This is a genomic window from Cellulomonas sp. ATA003 (genome assembly GCF_031582905.1).
GTDB lineage: Bacteria > Actinomycetota > Actinomycetes > Actinomycetales > Cellulomonadaceae > Pengzhenrongella.
On record NZ_CP133990.1, the window covers coordinates 1,683,225 to 1,704,261 of the forward strand.

21 protein-coding genes and 4 pseudogenes are annotated in these 21,037 nt (G+C 74.0%); 17 read left to right on the top strand and 8 right to left on the bottom strand.

Annotated elements, in window-relative coordinates:
- Nucleotides 1-97 precede the first annotated feature (97 nt).
- The gene (locus REH70_RS08220) at nt 98-607 is read left to right on the top strand and encodes a hypothetical protein (protein WP_310754199.1); all 510 of its coding nucleotides are present in this window, start codon (nt 98-100) and stop codon (nt 605-607) included.
- Nucleotides 493-915 (top strand): annotated as a pseudogene (locus tag REH70_RS08225) (allophanate hydrolase subunit 2 family protein); the annotation flags it as partial. The gene REH70_RS08220 and the pseudogene REH70_RS08225, both read left to right, overlap by 115 nt.
- A gap of 13 nt (nt 916-928) precedes the next feature.
- On the opposite strand, the gene REH70_RS08230 reads toward REH70_RS08225, so the two are convergent.
- Both REH70_RS08230 and REH70_RS08235 read right to left on the bottom strand, forming a co-directional pair.
- Nucleotides 929-1,408, bottom strand: coding sequence for a pyridoxamine 5'-phosphate oxidase family protein (locus REH70_RS08230; RefSeq protein WP_310753660.1), 480 nt, complete (start codon nt 1,406-1,408; stop codon nt 929-931).
- Complete coding sequence (locus tag REH70_RS08235; RefSeq protein WP_310753662.1) at nt 1,405-1,875, bottom strand: hypothetical protein; 471 nt, start codon at nt 1,873-1,875, stop codon at nt 1,405-1,407. Before REH70_RS08235 ends, REH70_RS08230 begins: the two co-directional genes overlap by 4 nt.
- Between REH70_RS08235 and REH70_RS08240 the strand changes: the two genes are divergently transcribed.
- The 9 genes and pseudogenes from REH70_RS08240 (at nt 1,874) to REH70_RS08275 (ending at nt 10,508) form a co-directional block, all read left to right on the top strand.
- Complete coding sequence (locus REH70_RS08240) at nt 1,874-3,367, top strand: GAF domain-containing protein (RefSeq protein WP_310753663.1); 1,494 nt, start codon at nt 1,874-1,876, stop codon at nt 3,365-3,367. The genes REH70_RS08235 and REH70_RS08240 overlap by 2 nt on opposite strands.
- Before the next feature lie 238 nt (nt 3,368-3,605).
- The gene (locus REH70_RS08245; RefSeq protein WP_310753665.1) at nt 3,606-3,908 is read left to right on the top strand and encodes an ATP-binding protein; all 303 of its coding nucleotides are present in this window, start codon (nt 3,606-3,608) and stop codon (nt 3,906-3,908) included.
- Nucleotides 3,901-4,677, top strand: a complete 777-nt coding sequence (locus REH70_RS08250; RefSeq protein WP_310753667.1) for a metallophosphoesterase family protein — start codon at nt 3,901-3,903, stop codon at nt 4,675-4,677. Before REH70_RS08245 ends, REH70_RS08250 begins: the two co-directional genes overlap by 8 nt.
- Nucleotides 4,674-5,870 carry a glycoside hydrolase family 88 protein gene (locus REH70_RS08255; RefSeq protein WP_310753668.1) on the top strand — a complete coding sequence of 399 codons (1,197 nt, stop codon included), beginning with the start codon at nt 4,674-4,676 and terminating at the stop codon, nt 5,868-5,870. The genes REH70_RS08250 and REH70_RS08255 overlap by 4 nt, the downstream gene beginning before the upstream one ends.
- A 150-nt stretch (nt 5,871-6,020) precedes the next feature.
- Nucleotides 6,021-7,700 (top strand): DUF222 domain-containing protein, encoded by a 1,680-nt coding sequence (locus REH70_RS08260; protein ID WP_310753669.1) that lies wholly within the window; start codon nt 6,021-6,023, stop codon nt 7,698-7,700.
- Entirely contained in the window at nt 7,687-8,013 is a 327-nt protein-coding gene (locus REH70_RS08265) for a hypothetical protein (RefSeq protein WP_310753671.1), read from the top strand. The genes REH70_RS08260 and REH70_RS08265 overlap by 14 nt, the downstream gene beginning before the upstream one ends.
- Nucleotides 8,014-8,166: 153 nt before the next feature.
- Nucleotides 8,167-8,691, top strand: a pseudogene (locus REH70_RS20560) (glucose-6-phosphate dehydrogenase); the annotation flags it as partial.
- A gap of 56 nt (nt 8,692-8,747) precedes the next feature.
- Nucleotides 8,748-9,575: pseudogene (locus REH70_RS08270) on the top strand (glucose-6-phosphate dehydrogenase); the annotation flags it as partial.
- Between the two features lie 288 nt (nt 9,576-9,863).
- A complete protein-coding gene (locus REH70_RS08275) occupies nt 9,864-10,508 on the top strand; it encodes a vitamin K epoxide reductase family protein (protein ID WP_310753672.1) in 645 nt (214 codons plus the stop codon).
- A gap of 23 nt (nt 10,509-10,531) precedes the next feature.
- Here the strand turns inward: REH70_RS08275 and REH70_RS08280 are convergent, their stop codons facing one another.
- The 3 genes from REH70_RS08280 to REH70_RS08290 form a co-directional block, all read right to left on the bottom strand.
- The gene (locus REH70_RS08280) at nt 10,532-11,155 is read right to left on the bottom strand and encodes a response regulator transcription factor (RefSeq protein WP_310754201.1); all 624 of its coding nucleotides are present in this window, start codon (nt 11,153-11,155) and stop codon (nt 10,532-10,534) included.
- A gap of 70 nt (nt 11,156-11,225) precedes the next feature.
- Complete coding sequence (locus tag REH70_RS08285; RefSeq protein WP_310753674.1) at nt 11,226-12,506, bottom strand: threonine/serine exporter family protein; 1,281 nt, start codon at nt 12,504-12,506, stop codon at nt 11,226-11,228.
- A gap of 65 nt (nt 12,507-12,571) precedes the next feature.
- On the bottom strand, nt 12,572-13,417 hold the full coding sequence (locus tag REH70_RS08290; RefSeq protein WP_310753675.1) for a thioredoxin domain-containing protein: 846 nt from the start codon (nt 13,415-13,417) through the stop codon (nt 12,572-12,574).
- A 249-nt stretch (nt 13,418-13,666) separates the two neighbouring features.
- Between REH70_RS08290 and adhE the strand changes: the two genes are divergently transcribed.
- Entirely contained in the window at nt 13,667-16,312 is a 2,646-nt protein-coding gene (gene adhE, locus REH70_RS08295; protein ID WP_310753677.1) for a bifunctional acetaldehyde-CoA/alcohol dehydrogenase, read from the top strand.
- 11 nt (nt 16,313-16,323) lie between these two features.
- On the opposite strand, the gene REH70_RS08300 is transcribed toward adhE, so the two are convergent.
- The gene (locus REH70_RS08300; RefSeq protein ID WP_310753678.1) at nt 16,324-17,337 is read right to left on the bottom strand and encodes a squalene cyclase; all 1,014 of its coding nucleotides are present in this window, start codon (nt 17,335-17,337) and stop codon (nt 16,324-16,326) included.
- A gap of 29 nt (nt 17,338-17,366) precedes the next feature.
- Between REH70_RS08300 and REH70_RS08305 the strand changes: the two genes are divergently transcribed.
- From REH70_RS08305 to REH70_RS08315, 3 genes are read left to right on the top strand one after another with little or no spacing between them, the layout of a single operon-like run.
- The gene (locus REH70_RS08305) at nt 17,367-18,278 is read left to right on the top strand and encodes an LLM class flavin-dependent oxidoreductase (RefSeq protein WP_310753679.1); all 912 of its coding nucleotides are present in this window, start codon (nt 17,367-17,369) and stop codon (nt 18,276-18,278) included.
- 5 nt (nt 18,279-18,283) lie between these two features.
- Entirely contained in the window at nt 18,284-18,454 is a 171-nt protein-coding gene (locus REH70_RS08310) for a hypothetical protein (protein WP_310753680.1), read from the top strand.
- A gap of 56 nt (nt 18,455-18,510) precedes the next feature.
- Nucleotides 18,511-18,873 (top strand): hypothetical protein, encoded by a 363-nt coding sequence (locus REH70_RS08315; RefSeq protein ID WP_310753682.1) that lies wholly within the window; start codon nt 18,511-18,513, stop codon nt 18,871-18,873.
- On the opposite strand, the gene REH70_RS08320 is transcribed toward REH70_RS08315, so the two are convergent.
- The gene (locus REH70_RS08320; protein ID WP_310753683.1) at nt 18,864-19,490 is read right to left on the bottom strand and encodes a hypothetical protein; all 627 of its coding nucleotides are present in this window, start codon (nt 19,488-19,490) and stop codon (nt 18,864-18,866) included. The two genes, REH70_RS08315 and REH70_RS08320, sit on opposite strands and share 10 nt — an antisense overlap.
- A 92-nt stretch (nt 19,491-19,582) precedes the next feature.
- Between REH70_RS08320 and REH70_RS08325 the strand changes: the two genes are divergently transcribed.
- Both REH70_RS08325 and REH70_RS08330 read left to right on the top strand, forming a co-directional pair.
- Nucleotides 19,583-19,939: a hypothetical protein gene (locus REH70_RS08325; RefSeq protein ID WP_310753684.1), complete on the top strand. Its 357-nt coding sequence runs from the start codon at nt 19,583-19,585 to the stop codon at nt 19,937-19,939.
- A gap of 95 nt (nt 19,940-20,034) precedes the next feature.
- A pseudogene (locus REH70_RS08330) lies at nt 20,035-20,268 on the top strand (VOC family protein); the annotation flags it as partial.
- Between the two features lie 145 nt (nt 20,269-20,413).
- Here the strand turns inward: REH70_RS08330 and REH70_RS08335 are convergent.
- Nucleotides 20,414-21,037 carry a YdeI/OmpD-associated family protein gene (locus REH70_RS08335; protein WP_310753685.1) on the bottom strand — a complete coding sequence of 208 codons (624 nt, stop codon included), beginning with the start codon at nt 21,035-21,037 and terminating at the stop codon, nt 20,414-20,416.

The window sequence follows — 21,037 nt, forward strand, 5'->3', positions numbered from 1 at the left end:
CGCGACCGGACCGCTCGCCCTCGTCGAGGACCTCGGGCGTCCCGGTCACCTCGCCCGCGGCGTGGGTGCGTCCGGGGCCCTGGACCGGGACGCCGCCGTGCGCGCGAACCGGCTCGTCGGCAACCCGCGCGGCGCCGCCGTGATCGAGGTGGTGCTCGGCGGGCTGGTCCTGCGCGCGCACGGCCCGCAGGTGCTCGCCGTCACCGGCGCGCCCGCGCCCCTCACCGTGCTCGCCGCGGACGGTGGCGAGCGGGCACACCCGCGCCCGGGGCGGCCGTTCGCGTTGCCCGACGGCGAGCGGCTGCGGCTCGGTGCGCCGGCGTCCGGGCTGCGCTCCTACGTCGCGGTCCGGGGTGGGATCGGTGTCGCGCCGGTGCTCGGCAGCCGGTCCACCGACGTGCTGTCGGGCCTCGGGCCGTCCCCGCTGCGGACGGGGGACGTGCTGGGCGTCCTGGGCCCGCCCCGGACGCCGTCGCCGCGTGGCCGGACGAGCCCGACGAGCGCGACCCGGGCGACCCGCGCGGCCCGTCGGCCGGGCGGACCACCGACGGCACCCCGCCGCCCGTCGAGGTGCGCGTGCGGCGGGGTCCGCGCGCGGACCGGCTGACCCCGTCGAGCCTCGAGCGGCTCACCGCGGCGACCTGGACCGTCTCACCGCAGGCGGACCGGGTCGGGCTGCGCCTCGAGGGCGAGCCGCTCGAGCACGCGGCGACCGACGAGCTGCCCAGCGAGGGCGTGGTGCTCGGCGCGGTGCAGGTGCCGCCGTCCGGGCTGCCGGTCGTCTTCCTCGCCGACCACCCCGTGACCGGCGGGTACCCGGTCGTGGCGGTCGTCCACGACCGCGACGTGGACCGGCTCGCGCAGGTCCGTCCCGGGGAGGCCGTGCGTCTCGTGCTCGACGGGACCCGACCGTGACGGGGTCGGGCGGTCACGGGCTCGGACCGTGACGGGTCGGCCGGCGACCGGGCCGAGCGTGCTCGTCGCTAGACCGAGCGGCTCCGCTCGCGACGGTCGAGCACGAAGGACCGACCCGAGATCTCGGTGGCGTCGATGGCCACGACCTCGTCCTTGTCCGTGGACACCCACGACGGCCGCATGATGCGGCGCGCCTCGTCGGCCTCCGCGTCGCCGAGGAGGATGCCGCCCCACGGACGACGACGCTGGTGGCGGCCTCCTGGTCGACCTCGTCGACCTCGAAGGCGACGTCCTGGTCCATGACGACGCCGAGGAGCTTGCTCCCCGGTGCGGTGCGTACGAGGATCCGCCGGCCGCTCACCGTGTAGTTGATCGGCACGATGTGCACCTCGCCGAGCAGGTGGAACGCGAGGCGCCCGAGCTCCTGCGTGCGCAGGAACTCCCAGGCGCCGTCGTCCGACAGCGGGACGACGGCGGCGTCGGGTTCGGTCATGGTGTCCTCCCCAGGGAGCGGTGCGTGGTGTGACGGGTGACGGGACGCGCCTGCTGCCGCCCGACGGGTGCCGTGCGAGCAGCCGGCACACGCCCGGGGGCGGTCCCGGTGACCGTGAGAGGCCGCCGCGGACGCGCGGGCAGGAGGTCGAGCGTCACCATGACGCTCGAGCCGGCGCGGCGCATCGAGATGTCGGCGACGTCGGCGCCGAGCCGGTCGCGCAGTGCTGCGAGGTAGGCGGCGCCCGACGGCGCCGAGGCGTCCAGCACGGTGTGGACCAGGCGGGCGTGACGCGCCCTGGCCTGGGCGACCGCAGCGCACAGCAGTCGGGCACCGGCGTGGTGGGTGGTACGTGCGGGATCGGTGACCAGCTCGACCCGGACGTCGTCCGGGCCCGCGTAGAGCACCTCGACCGTCGCGCCGCCGTCGTGCAGGGTCGAGCGCTCGGGCTCGTGGACCGTGATCATGGGTGTCCGCCTCCTGGTGGCCGTCGTCCGTCCTGATCCATTGGACCGTTCGGGTGGGTGCATCGGCGCGGGACCTTGGTCCCGAGACCGTCCGGCCGGGTGCGGCTGCTCGTGCTGTCCCGGCTCGGCACGGCGTCCCGAGCCTCCCGCCCCGACCGCGTCGCGCGTCTGGGGCGTACGTGCGGCGATAGCGTGCGGTGAGCACCGAGGAGGATCACGTGACCCAGCACCCTGTGCCGCAGGACCACACCGAGCCGCCGGACCACACCGAGCCGCAGGACCACACCGAGCCGCGGCACCGCACCGAGCCGCAGCACCGCACCGTGTCGCAGTACCCCGTGACGACGCAGCACACCGCCCGGTCGGCGGCCGGCCCCATCCCGGCGGCCGACCTGCTGCAGGCGGCGCTCAACCTCGTCTCCGACCTCGACCTGCCCTCGGTCTTGCAGCGCTTCGTCGTCGCGTCGGCCGCGCTGACCGGGGCGCGGTACGGCGCGATCAACGTGCTCGACAGCCGCCGCGAGAGCACGACGTTCGTGCAGTCCGGCGTCGACGAGCGGCTCGCGCAGATGCTCGGGCGCGGTCCGCACGCCGTCGGCGTCCTCGCCGCGATCCCGAACGAGGGCACCATGCGGCTCGACGACCTCACGCAGCACCCCGCGTTCGAGGGCTTCCCCCTGGCCACCCGCCGATGGGATCGTTCCTCGGAGCGGCGGTCAAGGTGCGCGACACCGTCTACGGCTACCTGTACCTGTGCGAGAAGCGGGGCGGGTTCACCGACGAGGACGACGCCATCGTCCAGACCCTCGCCACCGCGGTCGCCCTGGCCATCCAGAACGCGCAGCTGTACGCCGCCGCGGAGCGCCGGGAGCAGTGGGTCCGCGCCGGTCAGGAGCTCAGCACGATGCTGCTGTCCGGCGTCGACGAGGAAGAGGTGCTCACGCACGTCGCGAGCTCGTCGCGCACGGTCGCCGCGGCGGACACCGCGGCGCTCGTCCTGCCGGGCGTCGGGGACGACTGGGTCATGGAGATCGTCGACGGCGTGGGGGCGGACGACCTGCTCGGGACGGTCATGCCGCCCGACGGGCGCGCCCGCAGCACGCTCGCGTCCGGTTGGGGGCTGCTCGTCGAGCACCTCGCGGAGGCGCGCGCGGTGCGGATCCCCGCGCTGCGGCAGTTCGGTCCGGCGCTGTACGCCCCGCTGCTGGCGGACGGTCGTGGTCTGGGGGTGCTCATGCTGCTCCGCCGGATCGGGTCGACGCCGTTCTCCGAGTCCGACCTCGCGACCGCGCAGGCCTTCGCCGGCCAGGCCGCCCTCGCGCTCGAGCTCGCCGGGGCGCGGCACGCCCAGGACGTCGCCGCGCTGCTGGACGAGCGCGAGCGGATCGCCCGCGATCTGCACGACCTCGCGATCCAGCAGCTGTTTGCGACCGGCATGCAGCTCGAGACGGTCCGGCGGCGGGCGGCACGGGAGTCGACCCGTCGGAGCTGACCGGCATCGTCGAGGAGGCGCTGGACAACGTCGACTCGACGGTCAAGCAGATCCGATCGATCGTGCACGCGCTCCGCGACCCGGACGCCGCCGCGCCGCTCGCCGAGCGGCTGCGCCGGGAGGCCTCCCTCGCCCGCACCGGCCTGGGCTTCGCGCCCTCGCTGCTCGTCACCGTCGACGGCCGCGTGCTGGACTCCGAGGAGTCCCGGGAGGGGACGCCGCGGCGCTCGACGACCGCGTGGGCGACGACATGGCCGACGACGTCGTCGCCGTCGTCCGCGAGGGTCTCGCCAACGCGGCGCGGCACGCGCGGGCCACCGCGGTGGCGGTGGGCATCGAGCTGACCGCCCACCCGGGCGGGTCGGTGACCGTCGTCGTCGACGACGACGGCTCCGGTCTCCCGCCCGCGCGCGACCGCCGCTCGGGGACCGAGAACCTCGCGGCCCGCGCACGCCGGCACGGTGGCACCTTCACGCTCACGCCGTCGCCGCAGGGGAGGGGCACCCGCCTGCGGTGGGTGGCCCCGCTGGCGCGTGGCTGACGCGGCGGGCGCGGGCATGGGGACGGAACGGATCGCCGTGCTGTCGGACGTGCACGGCAACGTCACCGCGTTCCGTGCGGTGCTCGCGGACATCGAGGCGCGTGGCATCACGACGGTGCTCAACCTCGGTGACGTCGTCGGGAAGGGGCCGCGCGGGTCGCAGTGCGTGGCGATCAGCCGGGAGGCGTGCGCGGTGACCGTGCGCGGCAACTGGGACGACTTTCTGCCGCGACCTGACCCGAACCGGGACACCGCGATGGCGTGGTGGCACGCGGAGCTGACCGCCGCCGACCGGGAGTGGCTGCTCGCGCTGCCGCTCGTCCACCACCTCGAGCTGAGCGGCCGGCGGATCCGCCTCGTCCACGCGTCCGCCGCCAGCCTCTACACCAAGGTGTTCTTCCACCACACCCCCGAGGAGTTCGCGGCGATGTTCGCGACGACGGAGCTCACCGGCGCCGGCGCCGCACCGGACGTCGTCGGGTACGGCGACGTGCACGACGCCTACGTCGAGACGTTCCGGGGCCGGACGCTGTTCAACGCCGGCAGCGTCGGCAACCCGCTCGACGAGACCACCGCGTCGTACGTGGTCCTCGAGGGCGTCCCCGGCGGAACCCGGGCCGACACCTTCGGGATGGCCTTCGTGCGGGTGCCGTACGACATCGAGGCCGAGATCGTCGTGGCGACGGAGCTCGGCATGCCGGCACTGACCGAGTACGCCAGCGAGCTGCGCACCGCGGTGTACCGCGGGCGTGGAGAGGACCAGTCATGACCCACCGCCCCGTGCTCCCGACGACGCTGCCGGTCGTCCTCCCGCACGATCTGCGCGTGGCCGACGAGTTCGCCGACGTCGCCCGCCGCGCGTGGACCACCGCCGCCGCCAAGGTCGCCGCGCTCACCGACGACCATCCGGACGCGTTCCCCCTCTACACCGACGGTGGGCGGTGGGTCGTCGACGGGGAGGCGTGGACCAACTGGTGCGAGGGCTTCCTCGGCGGCCAGCTGTGGATGCTCTCCCACCGCGCCCCTGACGTCGCGGCGCGCGAGCGGTTCCGCGCCCAGGCGGAGCACTACTCGGCGCTCATCGAGCACCGCGCGACCGACGCGACGGTGCACGACCTCGGGTTCCTGTTCTGGTCCACCTATCGCCGCTGGTACGAGCTCACCGGCGACCCCCGCCTCGACGACGTCCTCGTCACCGCGGGCCGCACCACCGCCGGCCGCTACCGCCCGGCGGGCCGCTACATGCCGAGCTTCCGCCGCCCGGACTCGCTGTTCGTCGACATCATGATGAACATCCACATGGCCTTCTACGCCGCCCAGCGCACGGGTGACGACCGGCTCGCGGAGGTCGCCGTCGAGCACTGCCTGACGACGCGACGTCACCTCGTCCGGGGCGACGGGTCGGCGTCGCACGAGGGCATGTTCGACCTGGACACCGGCGCCTTCCTGCGGCAGACCACCCAGCAGGGGTTCGCCGACGACGGCTCGTGGGCGCGCGGGCAGGCCTGGGCGCTGTACGGCTTCGGGACCGTGTACCGCTTCACCGGTGACCGCCGCTTCCTGCGGACCGCCGAGGCATGCGCGGACTTCTACCTCGAGCGCACCCGGGATGCCCTGATCCCGCCCAACGACTGGGCGGAGCCCGACCCGCCGCGCCCGTGGGAGAGCTCGGCGGCGGCGGCGGCGGCGGGCGGGCTGTGGCAGCTCGCCGGCCTGGTGGACGACGCCGCCCGGGCCCACGCGTACGCCGACCACGCCGTCCGGACGATCGTCGCCCTGGGCAGCACCGAGTTCCTCGCGCAGCCGGACGAGGCGTGGGCAGGCGTGTTGAAGCATGGCGTCTACCACGAGAGGAAGAATCTCGGTGTGGACGAGTCGGTGATGTGGGGGGACTACTGGTTCCTCGACACGGTCGACACCATCCAGCGATTTGTGGAAGGCGTTGGTCGTCCCGTCGCGTGATGGATGTGCGGATTGTGTCCGGCTGTCCACAGGTGGCACTGTGTTGGTGCCGCCCACAATGGCCTCCCGGCCTTCGTCGAGTGTCAGAGGCCCGCCGTAGAATGGCGGAGTCAAGAACACCCGCGACGCGGCGACGGGAGGGCAGCATTCATGGACGAGTCGTCTGCGTCGTCGCCGAAGAACGCGGGCGGCGACGCCGTGCCGCTTTCCGCGGAGGTCGCTGCCGCGCTTTCCGCGATGGATGCCGCGGTGGACGTGCTCGCGGGTCTGGACCTGTCGGTACTCGAGGGTCGCCAGGCCGCGGTGGTGGCGCGCCGGCTCGCGGAAGTAACCAGCCGGGCGGGCGTGGCGAAGGTCCGGTTGCTGCCGGTGATCGACGACGACGGCGTGTGGGCGCTGAGTGGTGCGCGGTCGTTTCCGGTGTGGCTGTCCCACGACCACCGGCTCTCGGTCGCGGCGGCTCGGGCGCAGGTGCGGCTGGGTCGGACGCTGCGCGATCACCTGCCTGTGACGGCGGCTGCGGCGGTGGCTGGTGAGGTGACGGTGGAGCAGGCGCAGGTCATGGCGGCGCTCGCGCCGACGAGTGAGCAGCGGCGTGAGCTACTGGCGGACCCTGAGCGCGAGTGCAACGAGGCGCTGCTCGTGGAGCAGGCGCGGCAGCTGTCGGTGGACGAGACACGTGTGCTGGTGCGGCACTGGGCCGCCTACGCCGACCCCGACGCCGACGACCGCGGGTACGTGGACTCGTGCGACCGCGAACGCCTGGACATCGCCCGCCTCGGTGACGGATACCGGGTGGAGGGGCAGCTCACCGCGGAGCACGGGCAGGCGCTCAAGGCCGCCCTCGCCGCAGTGACGCCGGTGCCGGCGGCGGATGACGACCGCACCTCGTCCCAGCGGCGGGCGCACGCCCTGGGCGACGTGGCCCAGATCGTGTTGGACAACGGGCTCGCCGGGACCGGGCGGGCGGTGCGCCCGGTGGTGACCGTGCTGGTGGACTACCCGACCCTGTCCGCCTTGGTCGCCGCCGCAGACACCCGTCCCCGGCAGGGAAGCCTGCTCGACGACGCCAGCAGCGGGGACGGCTCAGGCGACGAGGGCCCGACCCGTACCCCGCCCGTGCTGACGAAGGCGATGCTCACCGGACAGACGGTCGCCGGTGGACCGCAGTACGAGGACCGCACCCCGGTCCCGCGCAAGGTCCTCGACCGGATCGCGTGCGACGGCGGCCTGAACCGGATCCTGTTCGGTCCGGACTCCGAGGTCCTGGACGTGGGTCGCACGGAACGGACGTTCACTCGGGCGCGGCGGGCGGCGATCATCGCCCGCGACAAGCGCTGCCGATATCCCACGTGCACCGCACCACCGATCATCTGCCAGGCGCATCACGTCGAACAATGGGCACGCGACGGCGGAGAGGAGCGTGGACAACGGCATCCTGCTGTGCGCATTCCACCACCGGATCGTCCACGACCGCGATATCGCGATCGGCCGCCACCGCGGCCGCTGGACTCTCACCGACCGCCACGGACAAGCCATCGACCCCGACCGGGACCGTTCCCTCGCCGCGCGTTGGCGGAGAAGCAGACGGTCGCCGGAATGAGAGTTCCGCCGGATCCTGGAGGTCCACGCGGTGTCGTCGCGAGCGCCGGTCACCTCGACGGCGTCGTCGGCCTCGGTCGTGAGCTCGCGCACCGCACCCGGCGCGCGACACCATGTCGACATGGTCGAGCCGGTGGTCCCTGCGCGAGTCGCCCTCTTCCACGGTTGGGCGGGGTCGCCGGTCTGGTACCGGACCCCGGACGAGATGGGGCCCGTGGACCTCGCTGAGCTGCCGATCTCGGACGGGCTGCGGCAGCGGCTGCTGGCCTGGGACCTGCACGCCGACACCACGCTGTCCGCCCACGACCTCGAATGGCCGGACACCGACACCGAGGCCCGCTTCACGGCCGCCGGGTCCGTGCTGGCCCAGGAGCTGCGTGACGAGCTCGGCATCGAGGTCGTCTACACCCCCGACGGCGACGAGGACACCCCGCCCCCGCGGCCGGACCCACTGCCGGGACACTTCTGGACCGCCTTCGCGCCGCTGAGCGGCGAGACCTACGACCCGCGACCACCGTCCGGCTCCTCGACAGGGGAGTAGCCGTCCGCGGGCTCGGGCGAGCCCCCAAACCACTGTGAGCGTGACCGGCTCGTGGTGGTACCACGTCGCCACGGCTCCCGACAGGTCGGGCCGGGACGGCCCCGCCTCGGACCGCTTCGCGCGCGAGCGGCCCCGCGTGCGAAGGTCGGAGGCATGATCACTCGCCTCGTCCTGCTCGGCGCCACCGGTGACATGGCGGGGCGCTTCCTTCTCCCGGCGCTGACCACGTTGCGGGCCTCGGGCGACCTCGACGCCGACCTCACCGTCGTCGGCGCCGGGCATGAGGACTGGGACGACGACACCTTCCGCGAGCACATCGCCGCGCGCCTGGCGGAGCACGCCGGTGACGTCCCGGAGCCCGCACGACGGTGGCTGCTCGACGGGCTGCGGTACCGACGGATGGACCTCGACGCCCCGGGTGGGATCGCCGCCGACATCGTGGCGGTCGCCACCGGACCCGAGGCCGAGCCGGTCGCCGTCTACCTCGCCCTGCCGGCCCCCGTCTTCGCCCCGACGCTCGAGGCGCTGAGCACAGCCGTCCTGTCACCGGGCAGCCGGGTCGCGGTGGAGAAGCCGTTCGGTGACGACCTCGCCGGCGCGACCGCGCTCAACGCGCTGCTCGACCGCGTGAGCGGAGGGGACACGGACGCGGTCTTCCGGGTGGACCACATCCTCGGGATGCCAGCCGTGCACGAGCTGGAGCGTCTGCGCGGACCGGGGGCGCGCTCGAGCCGTGGTGGGACGGTGAGCACCTCGAGCGGGTCGAGGTGCTGTGGGAGGAGACACTCGGGCTGGGCACCCGGACGGACTTCTTCGACCGCACCGGCGCGCTGCGCGACGTCGTGCAGAACCACCTGCTGCAGGCCCTCGTGCTCGCCGCGATGGAGCCACCCGCCGGCCCGTCCGAGCACGACCTGCACGCCGCGAAGCTGGCCCTCCTGCGGTCGCTGCGGGCACCGTCCGTCGACGCGATGGCCACGCGCAGCCGCCGGGCGCGGTACACCGCGGGGGCGCTCGTCCTCCCGGACGACCCCGCCGGCCGACCCGTCCCCGGCTTCGCCGAGGAGCGCGGCGTCGACCCGCAGCGCGGGACCGAGACCTACGCCGAGGTCCTCCTCGAGGCCGACTCGCCCCGGTGGGCGGGCACGACGTTCGTCCTGCGCAACGGCAAGGCGCTCGGCACCGAGCGCAAGGGGATCGCACTGCACTTCCGCACCGCGGTGCCCGACGACGTCCCGCACCGCCTCGAGCGTGTCTCCGACACCGAGCTGTGGCTCCAGCTCGACGGCGCACAGCGTGACGCCCCGGCTGGTGTCCACGCACCCGCTGTCCACGCACCCGGCATCCAGGCACCCGGTGTCCACGCACCCGGTGAGCGGTCCGCGTACGCGGCGGTCATGACCGACGTCCTGAGCGGTGGATCCCGCACCTCGGTCAGCGCCGAGGAGGCGGAAGAGGCGTGGCGGGTCCTGGAGCCGGTGCTGCGCGCGTGGTCGGCAGGGGACGTCCCGCTGCTCGAGTACCCGGCCGGGTCGGCCGGCCCCGGGTACGTCGACGTCTGACCGATCGGCGGTCACTCGCGGACCTGCGGTGACGAGGTGGGACGCTGCTCGGGGCGGTTCCGTGAAGATCTCGTCCCTAGGCCTTCGGTCCCGTCATGTCGGGCCGATCGCCGCCGATCCTTCTGGCATGGACATCACGGACAACACGCGCACCATGACCCTCGCCGACCTCCTGCGTGAGCTCGGCGTGGCCGACGACGACGCCCTGCCGCAGTTCTGGGACTGAGCGCCGGCCCGACCACCGACGACGCAGCGACCACCCACCGCCCGGCTGACACCATGGGCGTCATGACCGTCTCCACCGACCTGGCACGCGCGACCGTGCTGGAACGGCTGCACCGGCTGCGCGGCTCCGACCGGTTCATCTTCACGACGATGCTGCTGTCGGCGTGCGTGAGCCTGCTCGCGTCGCTCGTGCTGTCGATCGACGCGGTGCGCCTCGCCGCGGACCCGGACACCGCGCTGGCCTGCGACATCAACGCGACCATCAGCTGCGGCGCGGTCGCCCAGGCGTGGCAGGCGTCCCTGCTCGGGTTCCCCAACGCGTTCCTGGGGCTCATGGCCGAGCCGGTGGTCATCACGATCGCCGTGGCGTCGCTGGGCGGCGTGCGCTTCCCGCGCTGGTTCATGGCGTCCGCGCAGGCCGTCTACACGATCGGGCTCCTGTTCGCGTACTGGCTGTTCGCGCAGTCGATGTTCGTCATCGGCGCGCTGTGCCCGTGGTGCCTGCTGGTCACGGTCTCGACCACGCTCGTGTTCACGTCGCTCACCCACGTCAACATCCGGGACGACAACCTCTACCTGCCGCGCCGGCTGCAGGCCCGGCTGGCCGCGGCGGTCGAGGCCGACGTCGACGTGTTCGTCGTCGGGGCGTGGCTCGTGCTGCTCGCGACCGCGATCGTCGCCCGCTACGGGACCCAGCTGCTCGCCTGAGCGTGCGCCGCCGGGCGGAGAGCTCAGTGGCTCTCGCCGCGCCAGGCGCTCGCCTTGCGGCCGGCGACCCACGCGGTCACCTGGGTGCGTCGCTGCAGCCCCATCTTCGCCAGCACCGCGGTGACGTGGTTCTTCACCGTCTTCTCCGAGACCCCGAGCCGCTCGCCGATCTCCCGGTTGGACAGGCCCTCGCCGATGAGGTCGACGACCTTGCGCTCGCTCGGCGTGAGGTCACCGGCCGGGTCGTCGTGACCGGCGCGGCGGCGGGTGATGGTGCGCTCGTCGAGCAGCGTCCGGCCGGCGGCGACCGAGCGGATGACCTGCGCGATCTCGGCGCCGTGCACCGACTTGAGCACGTACGCGGCGGCGCCCGCCTCGAGGGCCGCGGCGAGGGCGTCGTCGTCGTCGAACGAGGTCAGGACGACGGCGCGGGTCTCCGGCAGCGCCTCGCGCACCGCGCGCAGGATGTCGATGCCGCTGCCGTCGGGCAGCTGGAGGTCGACCAGCATGACCTGTGGCCGGACCAAGGTCGCACGGCGCACGCCCTCGGACACCGAGCCGGCCTCGGCCACGACGGTCATGCCCTCGGTGCGCTGCACCACCTCGGAGATCCCGCGCCGGACGACCTCGTGGTCGTCGATGATCATGACGGCGATGTCCCCGGTGGGGCGGGCGGCGGGTGTCGTCGGCGGCATGCGACCAGCCTAGGGCTGATGACTACCGCTCGTAGGCCCACGCCCGGTCGGTGAGCATGCGTGCCGCAGCGAGCCCGACGGCGATCGACACCACCACGAACAGCGCCTGGGTGCCGGACGCGAACGCCGTCACGGCGTCGCCGTCGTTCAGCCCGACGACGGCCCGGTACACCGCCGCGCCGGGGACCATGATGACGACCGCCGGCACCGAGATGGTGATGCGCGGGACGCCGAGCCGGGGCGCCACCCACGCGGCGAGGAGCCCGACGAGCAGCGTCGCGCCCATCGTCGCCGCCTGCACGGCGACCCCGAGGTCGACCAGCTCGAGCCGCAGCACGTTCGTCACCATGCCGATCCCGGCCGCGCCGAGCGCCATCCGGACCGGTGAGTTGAACATCAGCGCGAACCCGAGCACGCCGAGAAAGCTCGCGAGCAGCCGCAGGGCGAGCTCGAGCGCCGCGGGCAGCGGCTCGGGGGTGAGCGGCGCGGCGTCGACGCCGGTCACCCACAGCACGCCCCACACGCTCAAGCCGGCCGAGATCAGCACGAGGTTGGCGTAGACGGTGCGCGCGATGCCGGCGGAGAAGTCGAGCTTGGCGAGGTCGAGCGCCGCGGTGACCAGGGCGAACCCCGGCACGAGGAACAGCACCGCGGAGACGTAGCCGGCCTGGTGGGTCGGCTCCGCGCCGGCCCACGCCTCAAGGGCCAGCACGAAGCCCAGGTACACCAGGCACGCGACGCCGGCGGCGACCATCGTGGTGCCGAACTGGTTGATGCGTCGGTGCAGCATCGCCCGGCGCACGGCCTGGCCGAGGCCGGCCGCCAGCGCGACCCCGAGGACCTCGATGACGCCGCCGGCGTTGAGGTACGCGAACGCTCCGCACGCCATCGCGGCGAAGAGCGCGTTGGCCACCGCCGGGTACCGCGGCCGCATCGCCTCGATGCGGTCCAGCTCGTGGTCGACCTCGTCGACCGTCGCGCCCGGGCGCAGGCCGTCGCACAGCCGGGTGAGCTCGGCGAGCCGGTCGGAGTTGACCCCGATGGTGCGCGCCTCGGTGACCTCGGTGCGGAAGATCGACCCGCGGTGCGACGTCGCCGTGATCTCGGTGAGCGTCACGTGCGCCTCGTGCCGGTCGAGCCCGACCGCACGGGCCACCTGCTGCATGGCGGTCTTGACCCGGTAGGAGCCGGTGCCCGCGGCGAGCATCGCCCGCCCGGTGCGCAGGACGACCCCGGACTGCCGGATGAGCTCCACCGGCTCGAGCTCGTCCTCCGGGACGTGGGTGCGGGGTGGCGGCGTCACGGGCGCCATCATGCCGGGACCGCCGGGACCGCCGGGACCGCCGGGACCGCCGGCACGACCGCGGGTCAATCGCGGGCGTCGGCGATCGCGGCTTCGAGCTGCCCCGGCTGACGCCAGTCGTACCTCTGCGGGTCGAGCTGCTCGCCGTCGATGAGGATCGCCGGGGTGGCGAGCTGATCCAGGTCCTGCCCGGCTCGCTCGGTCACCGCGGCGACCCACGGACGGAACGAGTCGTCCCCGGTGAGGTAGCTGCCGTCGGCGATCGCGGCGACCACCGCCTCGTCGGCGCCCGCCTCGGCCGCGACGTCCGCGATCTGCGCGTCGGTCAGGCCGGCGGAGTTCTCCGCGGGCTGCGCCGCGTACATCGCGTGGTTGAACGCGACGAAGGCCTCGGGGGACCGGTCCGCGACCAGCGCCGCCGCGGTCGCCGCGCGGGTCGAGTACTCCGACCCGGCGGAGAGCCGGTCGAGGATCGAGACCGGGTGGTACTCGACGACGACCTCCCCAGACGCGCGCATCGCGTCCAGCGCGTCGGCGTTCGTCTCCTCGAAGAGGCCGCAGAACGGGCACAGGTAGTCGGCGTACACGCTCACCACGACGGCGTCCGGGTCCGAGCCCTCGGTCGTCCCCGCGACGCCGGACGCACCCACCGGGATCGCGCCGGCCTCGGTCGAGCCGGCCGGCGCCGTGACCTCACCGAGCGGGGCGCCGGTCGGGACGTCGTCATCGGCGGAGGTGAGGATGACCGCGACGACCGCACCGAACAGCACGAGGCACGCCACCAGCACCGAGATCGCGATGGTGCGTGCGCGCCGGGCAGCCCGCTCCTGCTCCTCGCGCAGGCGCGCGGCGGCCGCCCGGGCCTCCTCCCGCCGTCGGGCAGCAGGCGGTCGGTTGTGGGTCGTGCTCATGTGGATCTCCGTCCGTCGCGCGAGGAGGCGTGCTGCTGAGGCGGTGTGGTCCCCAGGAGGTGTCGTCCTACTGTCGGCCGACCGCACCCGGGTCGCCATGGGTCGCAGGTCCTAGCCGGCGCGGCGTCGCCGGGCGCCACGCGTCACCGGACGGGGACCTAGGACCCGGAGGACAGTCTCCCTGACGCACCAGGGTGGAGGCAGCCAGGTCGGCTCGCCGCCGGACGTGCGGCTCTCGGAAGGACCGTCATGAGCGTTGCTCCACCCCTCAGCCCCAGCCCGATCGATGCCTTGGTCGCCGCGGCGACCAAGGCCCTCGCCGGGTTCATGCACCTCACGCAGGAGGACGTCGACCACGTGGTCGCGAAGGCGTCCGTCGCCGCGCTGAGCCAGCACGGCCCCCTCGCGCAGGCCGCCGTCGCGGAGACCGGGCGCGGGGTGTTCGAGGACAAGGCGGTGAAGAACATCTTCGCGTGCGAGCACGTCACCCACTCGATGGGGTCGCTGCGCACGGTCGGCGTCGTGGGCCGTGACGAGGTGACCGGGATCGTCGAGATCGCCGAGCCGGTCGGGGTGGTCGCCGGCATCACGCCGGTCACCAACCCGACGTCGACCGCGATCTTCAAGTCGCTGGTCGCGCTCAAGACGCGCAACCCGATCATCTTCGCCTTCCACCCCTCCGCCCAGGAGTGCTCGGTCGCCGCGGCCCGGGTGGTGCGCGACGCCGCGGTCGCCGCCGGTGCCCCCGAGGACTGCATCCAGTGGGTCGAGCAGCCGTCCCTCGAGGCGACGTCGGCGCTCATGCACCACCCGGGGGTCGCGCTCATCCTCGCCACCGGCGGGAACGCGATGGTCAAGGCCGCCTACTCGTGCGGGAAGCCGGCCCTGGGCGTCGGTGCGGGCAACGTCCCCGCGTACATCGCCCGGGACGCGAAGCTGCAGCGCGCGGTGAACGACGTCGTGCTGTCCAAGGCCTTCGACAACGGGATGGTGTGCGCCTCGGAGCAGGCGGTCATCCTCGACTCCGAGATCTACGACGCCGCCCTCGCCGAGTTCGCGGTCCTGCACGCCTACCGCTGCTCGCCGCAGGAGAAGGCGATGCTCGAGCGGTTCATCTTCGGCGTCGAGGCGGCGTCGGAGAGCTGCGCCGGCGCGCGGCTCAACGCCGCCGTCGTCGGGCAGAGCCCGCAGTGGATCGCGGAGCAGGCCGGGTTCTCCGTGCCGGACGACACGTCGATCCTGCTCGCCGAGGTGTCCGGCGTCGGCCCGCAGGAGCCGCTGACCCGCGAGAAGCTCTGCCCGGTCCTCGCGGTGCTCCGGGCAGGGTCGACCGAGCACGGGATCTCCCTGGCCGAGCAGATGGTGGAGTTCGACGGGCTCGGGCACAGCGCCGCGATCCACTCCGAGGACGCCGCGCTGGTCGAGAGGTTCGGCAGCCGGGTCAAGGCCGTGCGGGTGATCTGGAACTCGCCGTCGTCGCTGGGCGGGATCGGTGACATCTACAACGCCTTCATCCCGTCGCTCACGCTCGGCTGCGGCTCCTACGGCCACAACTCGGTGTCCAACAACGTCTCGGCGGTGAACCTCATCAACATCAAGCGGATCGGGCGCCGCACCAACAACCTGCAGTGGTTCAAGGTCCCCGGGAAGACGTACTTCGAGCCGAACGCGATCCGGTACCTCGCCGACATGCCGGACGTGCACCGGGTCACGATCGTCACCGACGCGACGATGACGAAGCTCGGCTTCGTCGACCGGGTGCTCGACGTCCTCGGCCGGCGCGCCGAGAAGGTCGCGCTGCAGATCATCGACGGCGTGGAGCCCGAGCCGAGCATCGCGACGGTCGACCGCGGCGCGGCACTCATGCGCGAGTTCCGGCCGGACACGATCATCGCCCTGGGTGGTGGCTCGCCGATGGACGCCGCGAAGGTCATGTGGCTGCGGTACGAGCACCCCGAGGTCGTGTTCGCCGACCTCAAGGAGAAGTTCTTCGACGTGCGCAAGCGCGCGTTCAAGTTCCCGACGCTGGGGGAGAAGGCGAAGCTCGTCTGCATCCCGACGACGTCCGGCACGGGCGCCGAGGTGACGCCGTTCGCGGTCATCACCGACCCGGTGACCGGCATCAAGTACCCGCTCGCGGACTACGCTCTGACGCCGACCGTCGCGATCATCGACCCGGCCCTGACCGGCAGGATGCCCGCGTCGCTCGCGGCGGACTCCGGCTTCGACGCCCTCACCCACGCGACCGAGGCGTACGTGTCCGTCTACGCCAACGACTTCACCGACGGGATGGCGCTGCACGCGATCCGGCTGATCTTCGCCAACCTCGAGGCGTCGGTGACCGGTGACGACCCGGTCGCGCGGGAGCGGATGCACAACGCCGGCACGATCGCCGGGATGGCGTTCGGCAACGCCTTCCTCGGGATCGTGCACGCGATGGCGCACACCGTGGGCTCGACGTTCCACCTCGTGCACGGCCGGACGAACGCGACCCTGCTGCCGCACGTCATCCGCTACAACGGCACCGTCCCGACCAAGCTCACGAGCTGGCCGAAGTACGAGCACTACGTGGCCCCGGAGCGGTTCCAGCAGATCGCGGCGATGCTCGGACTGCCGGCGTCGACCCCTGCCGAGGGCGTGGAGTCGTACGCGGCGGCCGTCGAGCGGCTGCGGGCAGCGGTCGGGATCCCGGCGTCGTTCCGGGAGCAGGGCGTGGCCGAGGACGCGTTCATCGGCCGGCTCGACGAGCTCGCGATGCACGCCTACGAGGACCAGTGCGCCCCGGCGAACCCGCGGATGCCGATGCTGGCGGACATGAAGGACCTCATGGCCGCGGCCTACTACGGCACCTCGGTCGGCGACGTCCGGGCCCGCCGGACGGCGACGACCGCCTGACGCCGCAGCGGTCAGCCGGGCGGGTGGACGGGGTCCCACCAGGTGAGCACGCGGGTGGCGAGGAAGGTCAGCCACGGTGACGGCTCACCGGGTGGGACGTCCACCTCGAACCACACCCGGCCCGGGTGGCGACCCTCCTGCACCCAGGTGCCGTCGGGGCGTCGTCGGGCACGGAGGAGGTCGACGGCGTCGCCCAGGCGGCGGTCGGGCGCGACGGCGTCGTGCAGGGCGGCCGCGCGGACGTGGTCCGCCGAGTGGAGCACGCTGTAGACCCAGCGGGGCGGGTGCACCAGCCGGGTGGCCCAGGGGCCGACCACGTCGCCGGTCGTCAGCCGGTACAGCAGGCGCCGCTCCAGCAGGTACTCCTCCCCGGCGTGCCGCGCAGCCCGCACCGCGTCGCTGCCGCCGGTCGCCACCTCGTACGCGAGGAGCCCGCGCACCGCGTTCAGCGTGGAGTGGAACGACGACCGGGCCGCGCCCTCGACCCACGCGCAGTTCCAGCCGCCGTCGGGCAGGCGGTGGTCGACGAACCACTGCGCGAGCCCGGACACGTCCGCCCCGAGCCACGCACCGTTGGCGAGGGTGGAGGCGTTGATGCACACGTCGACCTCGCCGCCCCAGTACGGCAGACCGTCGTACTCCCAGCGGCAGTGGGCATCGAGCAGCGCGGCGGTGCCGTCGAGGTTCGCGGCGTCCACGCCCCACTCGCGCAGGGCGTTGAGCGACCAGGTGGTGGCGGTCCACGGCTGACCGTCCTCGGCCGCCGCGTCGCCGCCACCGTCAGCGCCGCCGTCAGCGCCACCGTCACCGTCACCGCCGCCGGGGAAGTACGCACCGCCGGCCCACTGCCCGTCGGGGTCCTGCAGCGCGAGCAGGCGGGCACCGAAGCCCTCGACGGGCACACGGGCGCGGGTCGCCTGCCACACCGCGGGCGGCGCGCCGAGCACGTCCCGCTCCACCTGCCACCGCAGCGCCGGGTCCGTGGCGAGCAGCCAGTCGATCGGGATGTCGTCCTGTGGTGGCATGTCCGCACCGTAGGACCGACGCGACGTCCGTGCAGGCCGCCCACGAGCCGCACCGCCCGCGGGTCCTTCGATGGGGTTGCTGGAAGACTCACCGCACGGGCCGACCGGCCCGCCCCGGCCCCCATCCGGCGCACGCCCCAGCGAGGAGTCCCGATGACGACGTCCCCGACCGACGCCGCGAGCACACCCGCCCTCACGATCGGGGTCCGCTTCGAACCCGACTGGCCCCCGAGGAGCTGCCTGCGTTCGCCCGCCGCGCCGAGGAGCAGGGTTACGACGAGCTGTGGTTCAGCGAGGACCTGCCGTGGGCGGGCGGGATCGCGATGGCGGCGACCGCACTGGCCCACACGACCCGGTTGCGGGTCGGGCTGGGCCTGCTGCCCGCGGCGTCGCGGAACGTCGTCACGCTCGCCATGGACCTCGCGGCCCTCGAGCGGATCGCGCCCGGACGGCTCGTCGTCGGGCTCGGGCACGGGGTCCCGGCGTGGCTGGAGCAGATCGGTGCGGCCCCGACGGCGCCGCACGCGACGCTGGAGGAGACGACCCACGCGCTGCGGCGGCTGCTGGCGGGCGAGACGGTCAGCGTCGAGGGCCGGCACGTCCGGCTGGACGCCGTGACACTCGGCTACCCGCCGGTCGCGGCGCCGGACGTCCTGCTCGGCACCACCGGGCCGCGGGGGCTCGCGCTCGCGGGCCGCGGCGCGCACGGCGTCATCCTGCCGGAGGTCACCACGCCCGACGCCGTCCGGTGGGCGCGGTCCGCGACGGCGGCAGCGGGGAGGCCGGCAGCACGGTCGTCTTCGCGATGGCCGACCTCGACGACGACCGCGACCGCGCGCTCGCCGCGACCCGCGGCAAGCTCCAGCGCATCCTCGACCTCGGGGTCTTCCCGCGGCTGCACGAGATCGCCGGCCTGGGCGCGGACGGCACGGGCGAGCTGAGCGACGTGACGCTCGCGTCGATGGCGGCGTCCGGGACCCCCGACGACGTGCTCCGTGCGGTCACGGCATGGGCCGACGCCGGCGCGACGTGCGTCGTCCTGGTGGCCGGCGGCGGGGACGCGCACGCGAGCTATGCGCGGTTCGCGGCCGACGTGCTGCCGCGACTGCGGTCGTGATGCCGTGGCCGATGCCGTCGGTGACGCTGTGCCCGTGACGCTGGTCCGGTGACGTCGTGCCCGTGATGCTGCGTCCGGGGGAGCGCCTCGAGGTCCGGGGCCGCGCGGTCACCGTCACGCCGACCGCGTTCGCGTGCCTGCCGCCGGTGCGCGACCGGCTGGTCGAGGCCGCCGTCGCGGGGGAGACGGTGACGTACGGCGAGCTCCGGGAGGAGCTGGGGCTGCGCTACCTGGTGCAGGGCATGGGGCGGCTGCTGGACCTGCTGACCGAGGACTGCGCGCGTCGCGGGGAGCCGTCGCTGGCGAGCCTGGTGGTCAACGCCGCGACCGGCGAGGTCGGCCGCAACGGCGCGGGTGACGCCGCCGCGGAGCGCGAGCGGGTGGTCGCGCACCACCGGGCGGTGCGGCACTACACGTAAGCGGGCTGCGGCTCCGCGGGGTTTGCGCGGACGGCGTCGAGCCGGGGATCCGCGAGCAGGTCGGCGACGGCCGCCGTGCTCGCGCCGATCCCGGCCCAGTGCGGGTCGACGTCGTTCGCGAGGCACCACGCGTGGTCGGCCGGCCAGACGAACGCCGGCGGCATCGTGCGGAAGTGCCCGGGCCACGTCTCGGCCGCGCCCCAGTCGCCGACGTCCGACAGGCGCCCGCGGAACAGGAGGAAGGCCCGGTTCGGGACCGCGAACCGCGGCCCGTCCAGCACCGGGCGTGCGAACGCGGGCGCCGGGCCGGACGGTCCGCCACCCTCGAGGTCGGAGGACCACCCGTCCCACAGGCCGACGTAGACGTCGTCCGGGGTTCCTGTGTGGCGGGCGAGCGTGTCGAGCGCCCCGCGGAGGACGGCGGCCTCCGCCTCGGCACCGCCCGGGCCGGCGTCGACGTCGTTCTCGCTCTGTCCCGGGTACGCGGGGTCGGGGATGAACCGCAGGCGCGCGTACGCCGGGGCGGCCGGGCCGAAGCCCACCAGCCGGTCCCACGGCAGGTCGCTGCCCGTGATCCACGCCGCGGGGGACAGGTCGGTGCAGTGCTGGAGCGTCACCGCACGATCGTCGCAGGCGCTGCGCCGGGCGTCCCGCCGGCCCGTGGCCCCGGCCTGCCCGGGCGTCCCGCCGGCGCGCATAGCCTGCTCGCATGGACGCGACCCCCGCCGACGCCCGGCCGCTGACCCGGGCCGAGGAGTCGGTCCTCGCCGCGCTGCTCGGTCAGACCTTCCCGGGCGTCGAGGCGCTCCGGACCCAGACCGACGGTCTGCTCGCGACCCCGGGCTGCACCTGCGGGTGCGGCACGGTCGACCTGCACGTGACCCGGCGCCCGGGGGTCCGCCGGGCTCTGGTCGTGTCCAGCGACCCCGCGGCCGTCGGCTTCCGGACCGAGGGCGAGCCCGGGACCGTCGTGCTGTTCGTCCAGGACGGCCTGCTCGACCGGCTCGAGATCCTCTCCGTCGACGACCCGCTGTCCATGCCCGAGCCGGCCGACCTGGAGCCCTGAGCCCGCCATCGGGACGGCGATGAGTTCCGGACGGTCACGGAGTCCACCGCGACATGACCACCGCACCGGCCCCCAGAGGCGCCCTCGCCACCGCCATGTTCACCGTCGCCGACCAGGACGCCGCCCTGGCGTTCTACACCGACACGCTCGGCTGGGAGGTCCGTGCCGATACGCGCTTCGGGCCCGACGGCGAGAGCCGCTGGCTCGAGGTCGCGCCGCCGGGATCCGTTGCCCGGCTCTCGCTCAACCCGCCGATGGGCGGCACACCGGGCGGCTCCTCGATCGGTGTGGAGGTCGACGACGTGCTCGGCGAGCACGCCCGCCTCAGCGCCATCGGCGGCATCGACCTCGACCCCGCGCCCGAGACCCTCCGGGCGCCCCGGTGCTCTTCTCCCTGCGGGATCCCGACGGCAACCACATCTGGATCGTCGCGCCGGACGCCTGACGGTCGCCCGACTACCCGGGCGCCGGTCCCTACGGATCCGGGCCCCGCGGATCCGACCCCCGCGGATCCGACCTCTGCGGATACGGCGTGCCCCCGCGCTCGAGCATCGCGACGTGCTGGGCGATCCGGCGCGCGCGGGTCTCGGGGCGCACCGCGGTCACCACGCGGTGCAGCACGGCGTAGCGGTTCTGCCCGGTCAGCCGGGCGAACGACGCCTGCGCCGTCGGGCTTGCGGCGAGCGCGGCGGCCAGGTCGGGCGGCACCTCGATGGTCGCCGGTCCGGCGTAGGCGGCCTCCCACCGGCCGTCCGCCTGGGCACGCGCCACCTCGGCCAGTCCGGCGGGCTGCATGCGGCCCTCGGCGGTGAGCCGCTCGACGTACCCGACGTTGCGCCGCGACCACAGGCTGCGCGCGCGTCGCGGGGTGAACCGCTGCTGGTAGGTGGCGGCGTCGATGGTGCGGGCCTGGCCGTCGATCCAGCCCTGGCACAGCGCCTCGTCGAGCGCCTGCGCGTAGGTGAGGCTGGTCGGCTCGGTGGTGCCCTTCTTGGCGAGCACGAGCCAGACGCCGGGCTGGTCGCCGACGTGCTCGGCGAGCCACGCGCGCCAGGCGTCCACGTCCGGGACGATCAGCTGCGGCGGGTCGGCGGCCAC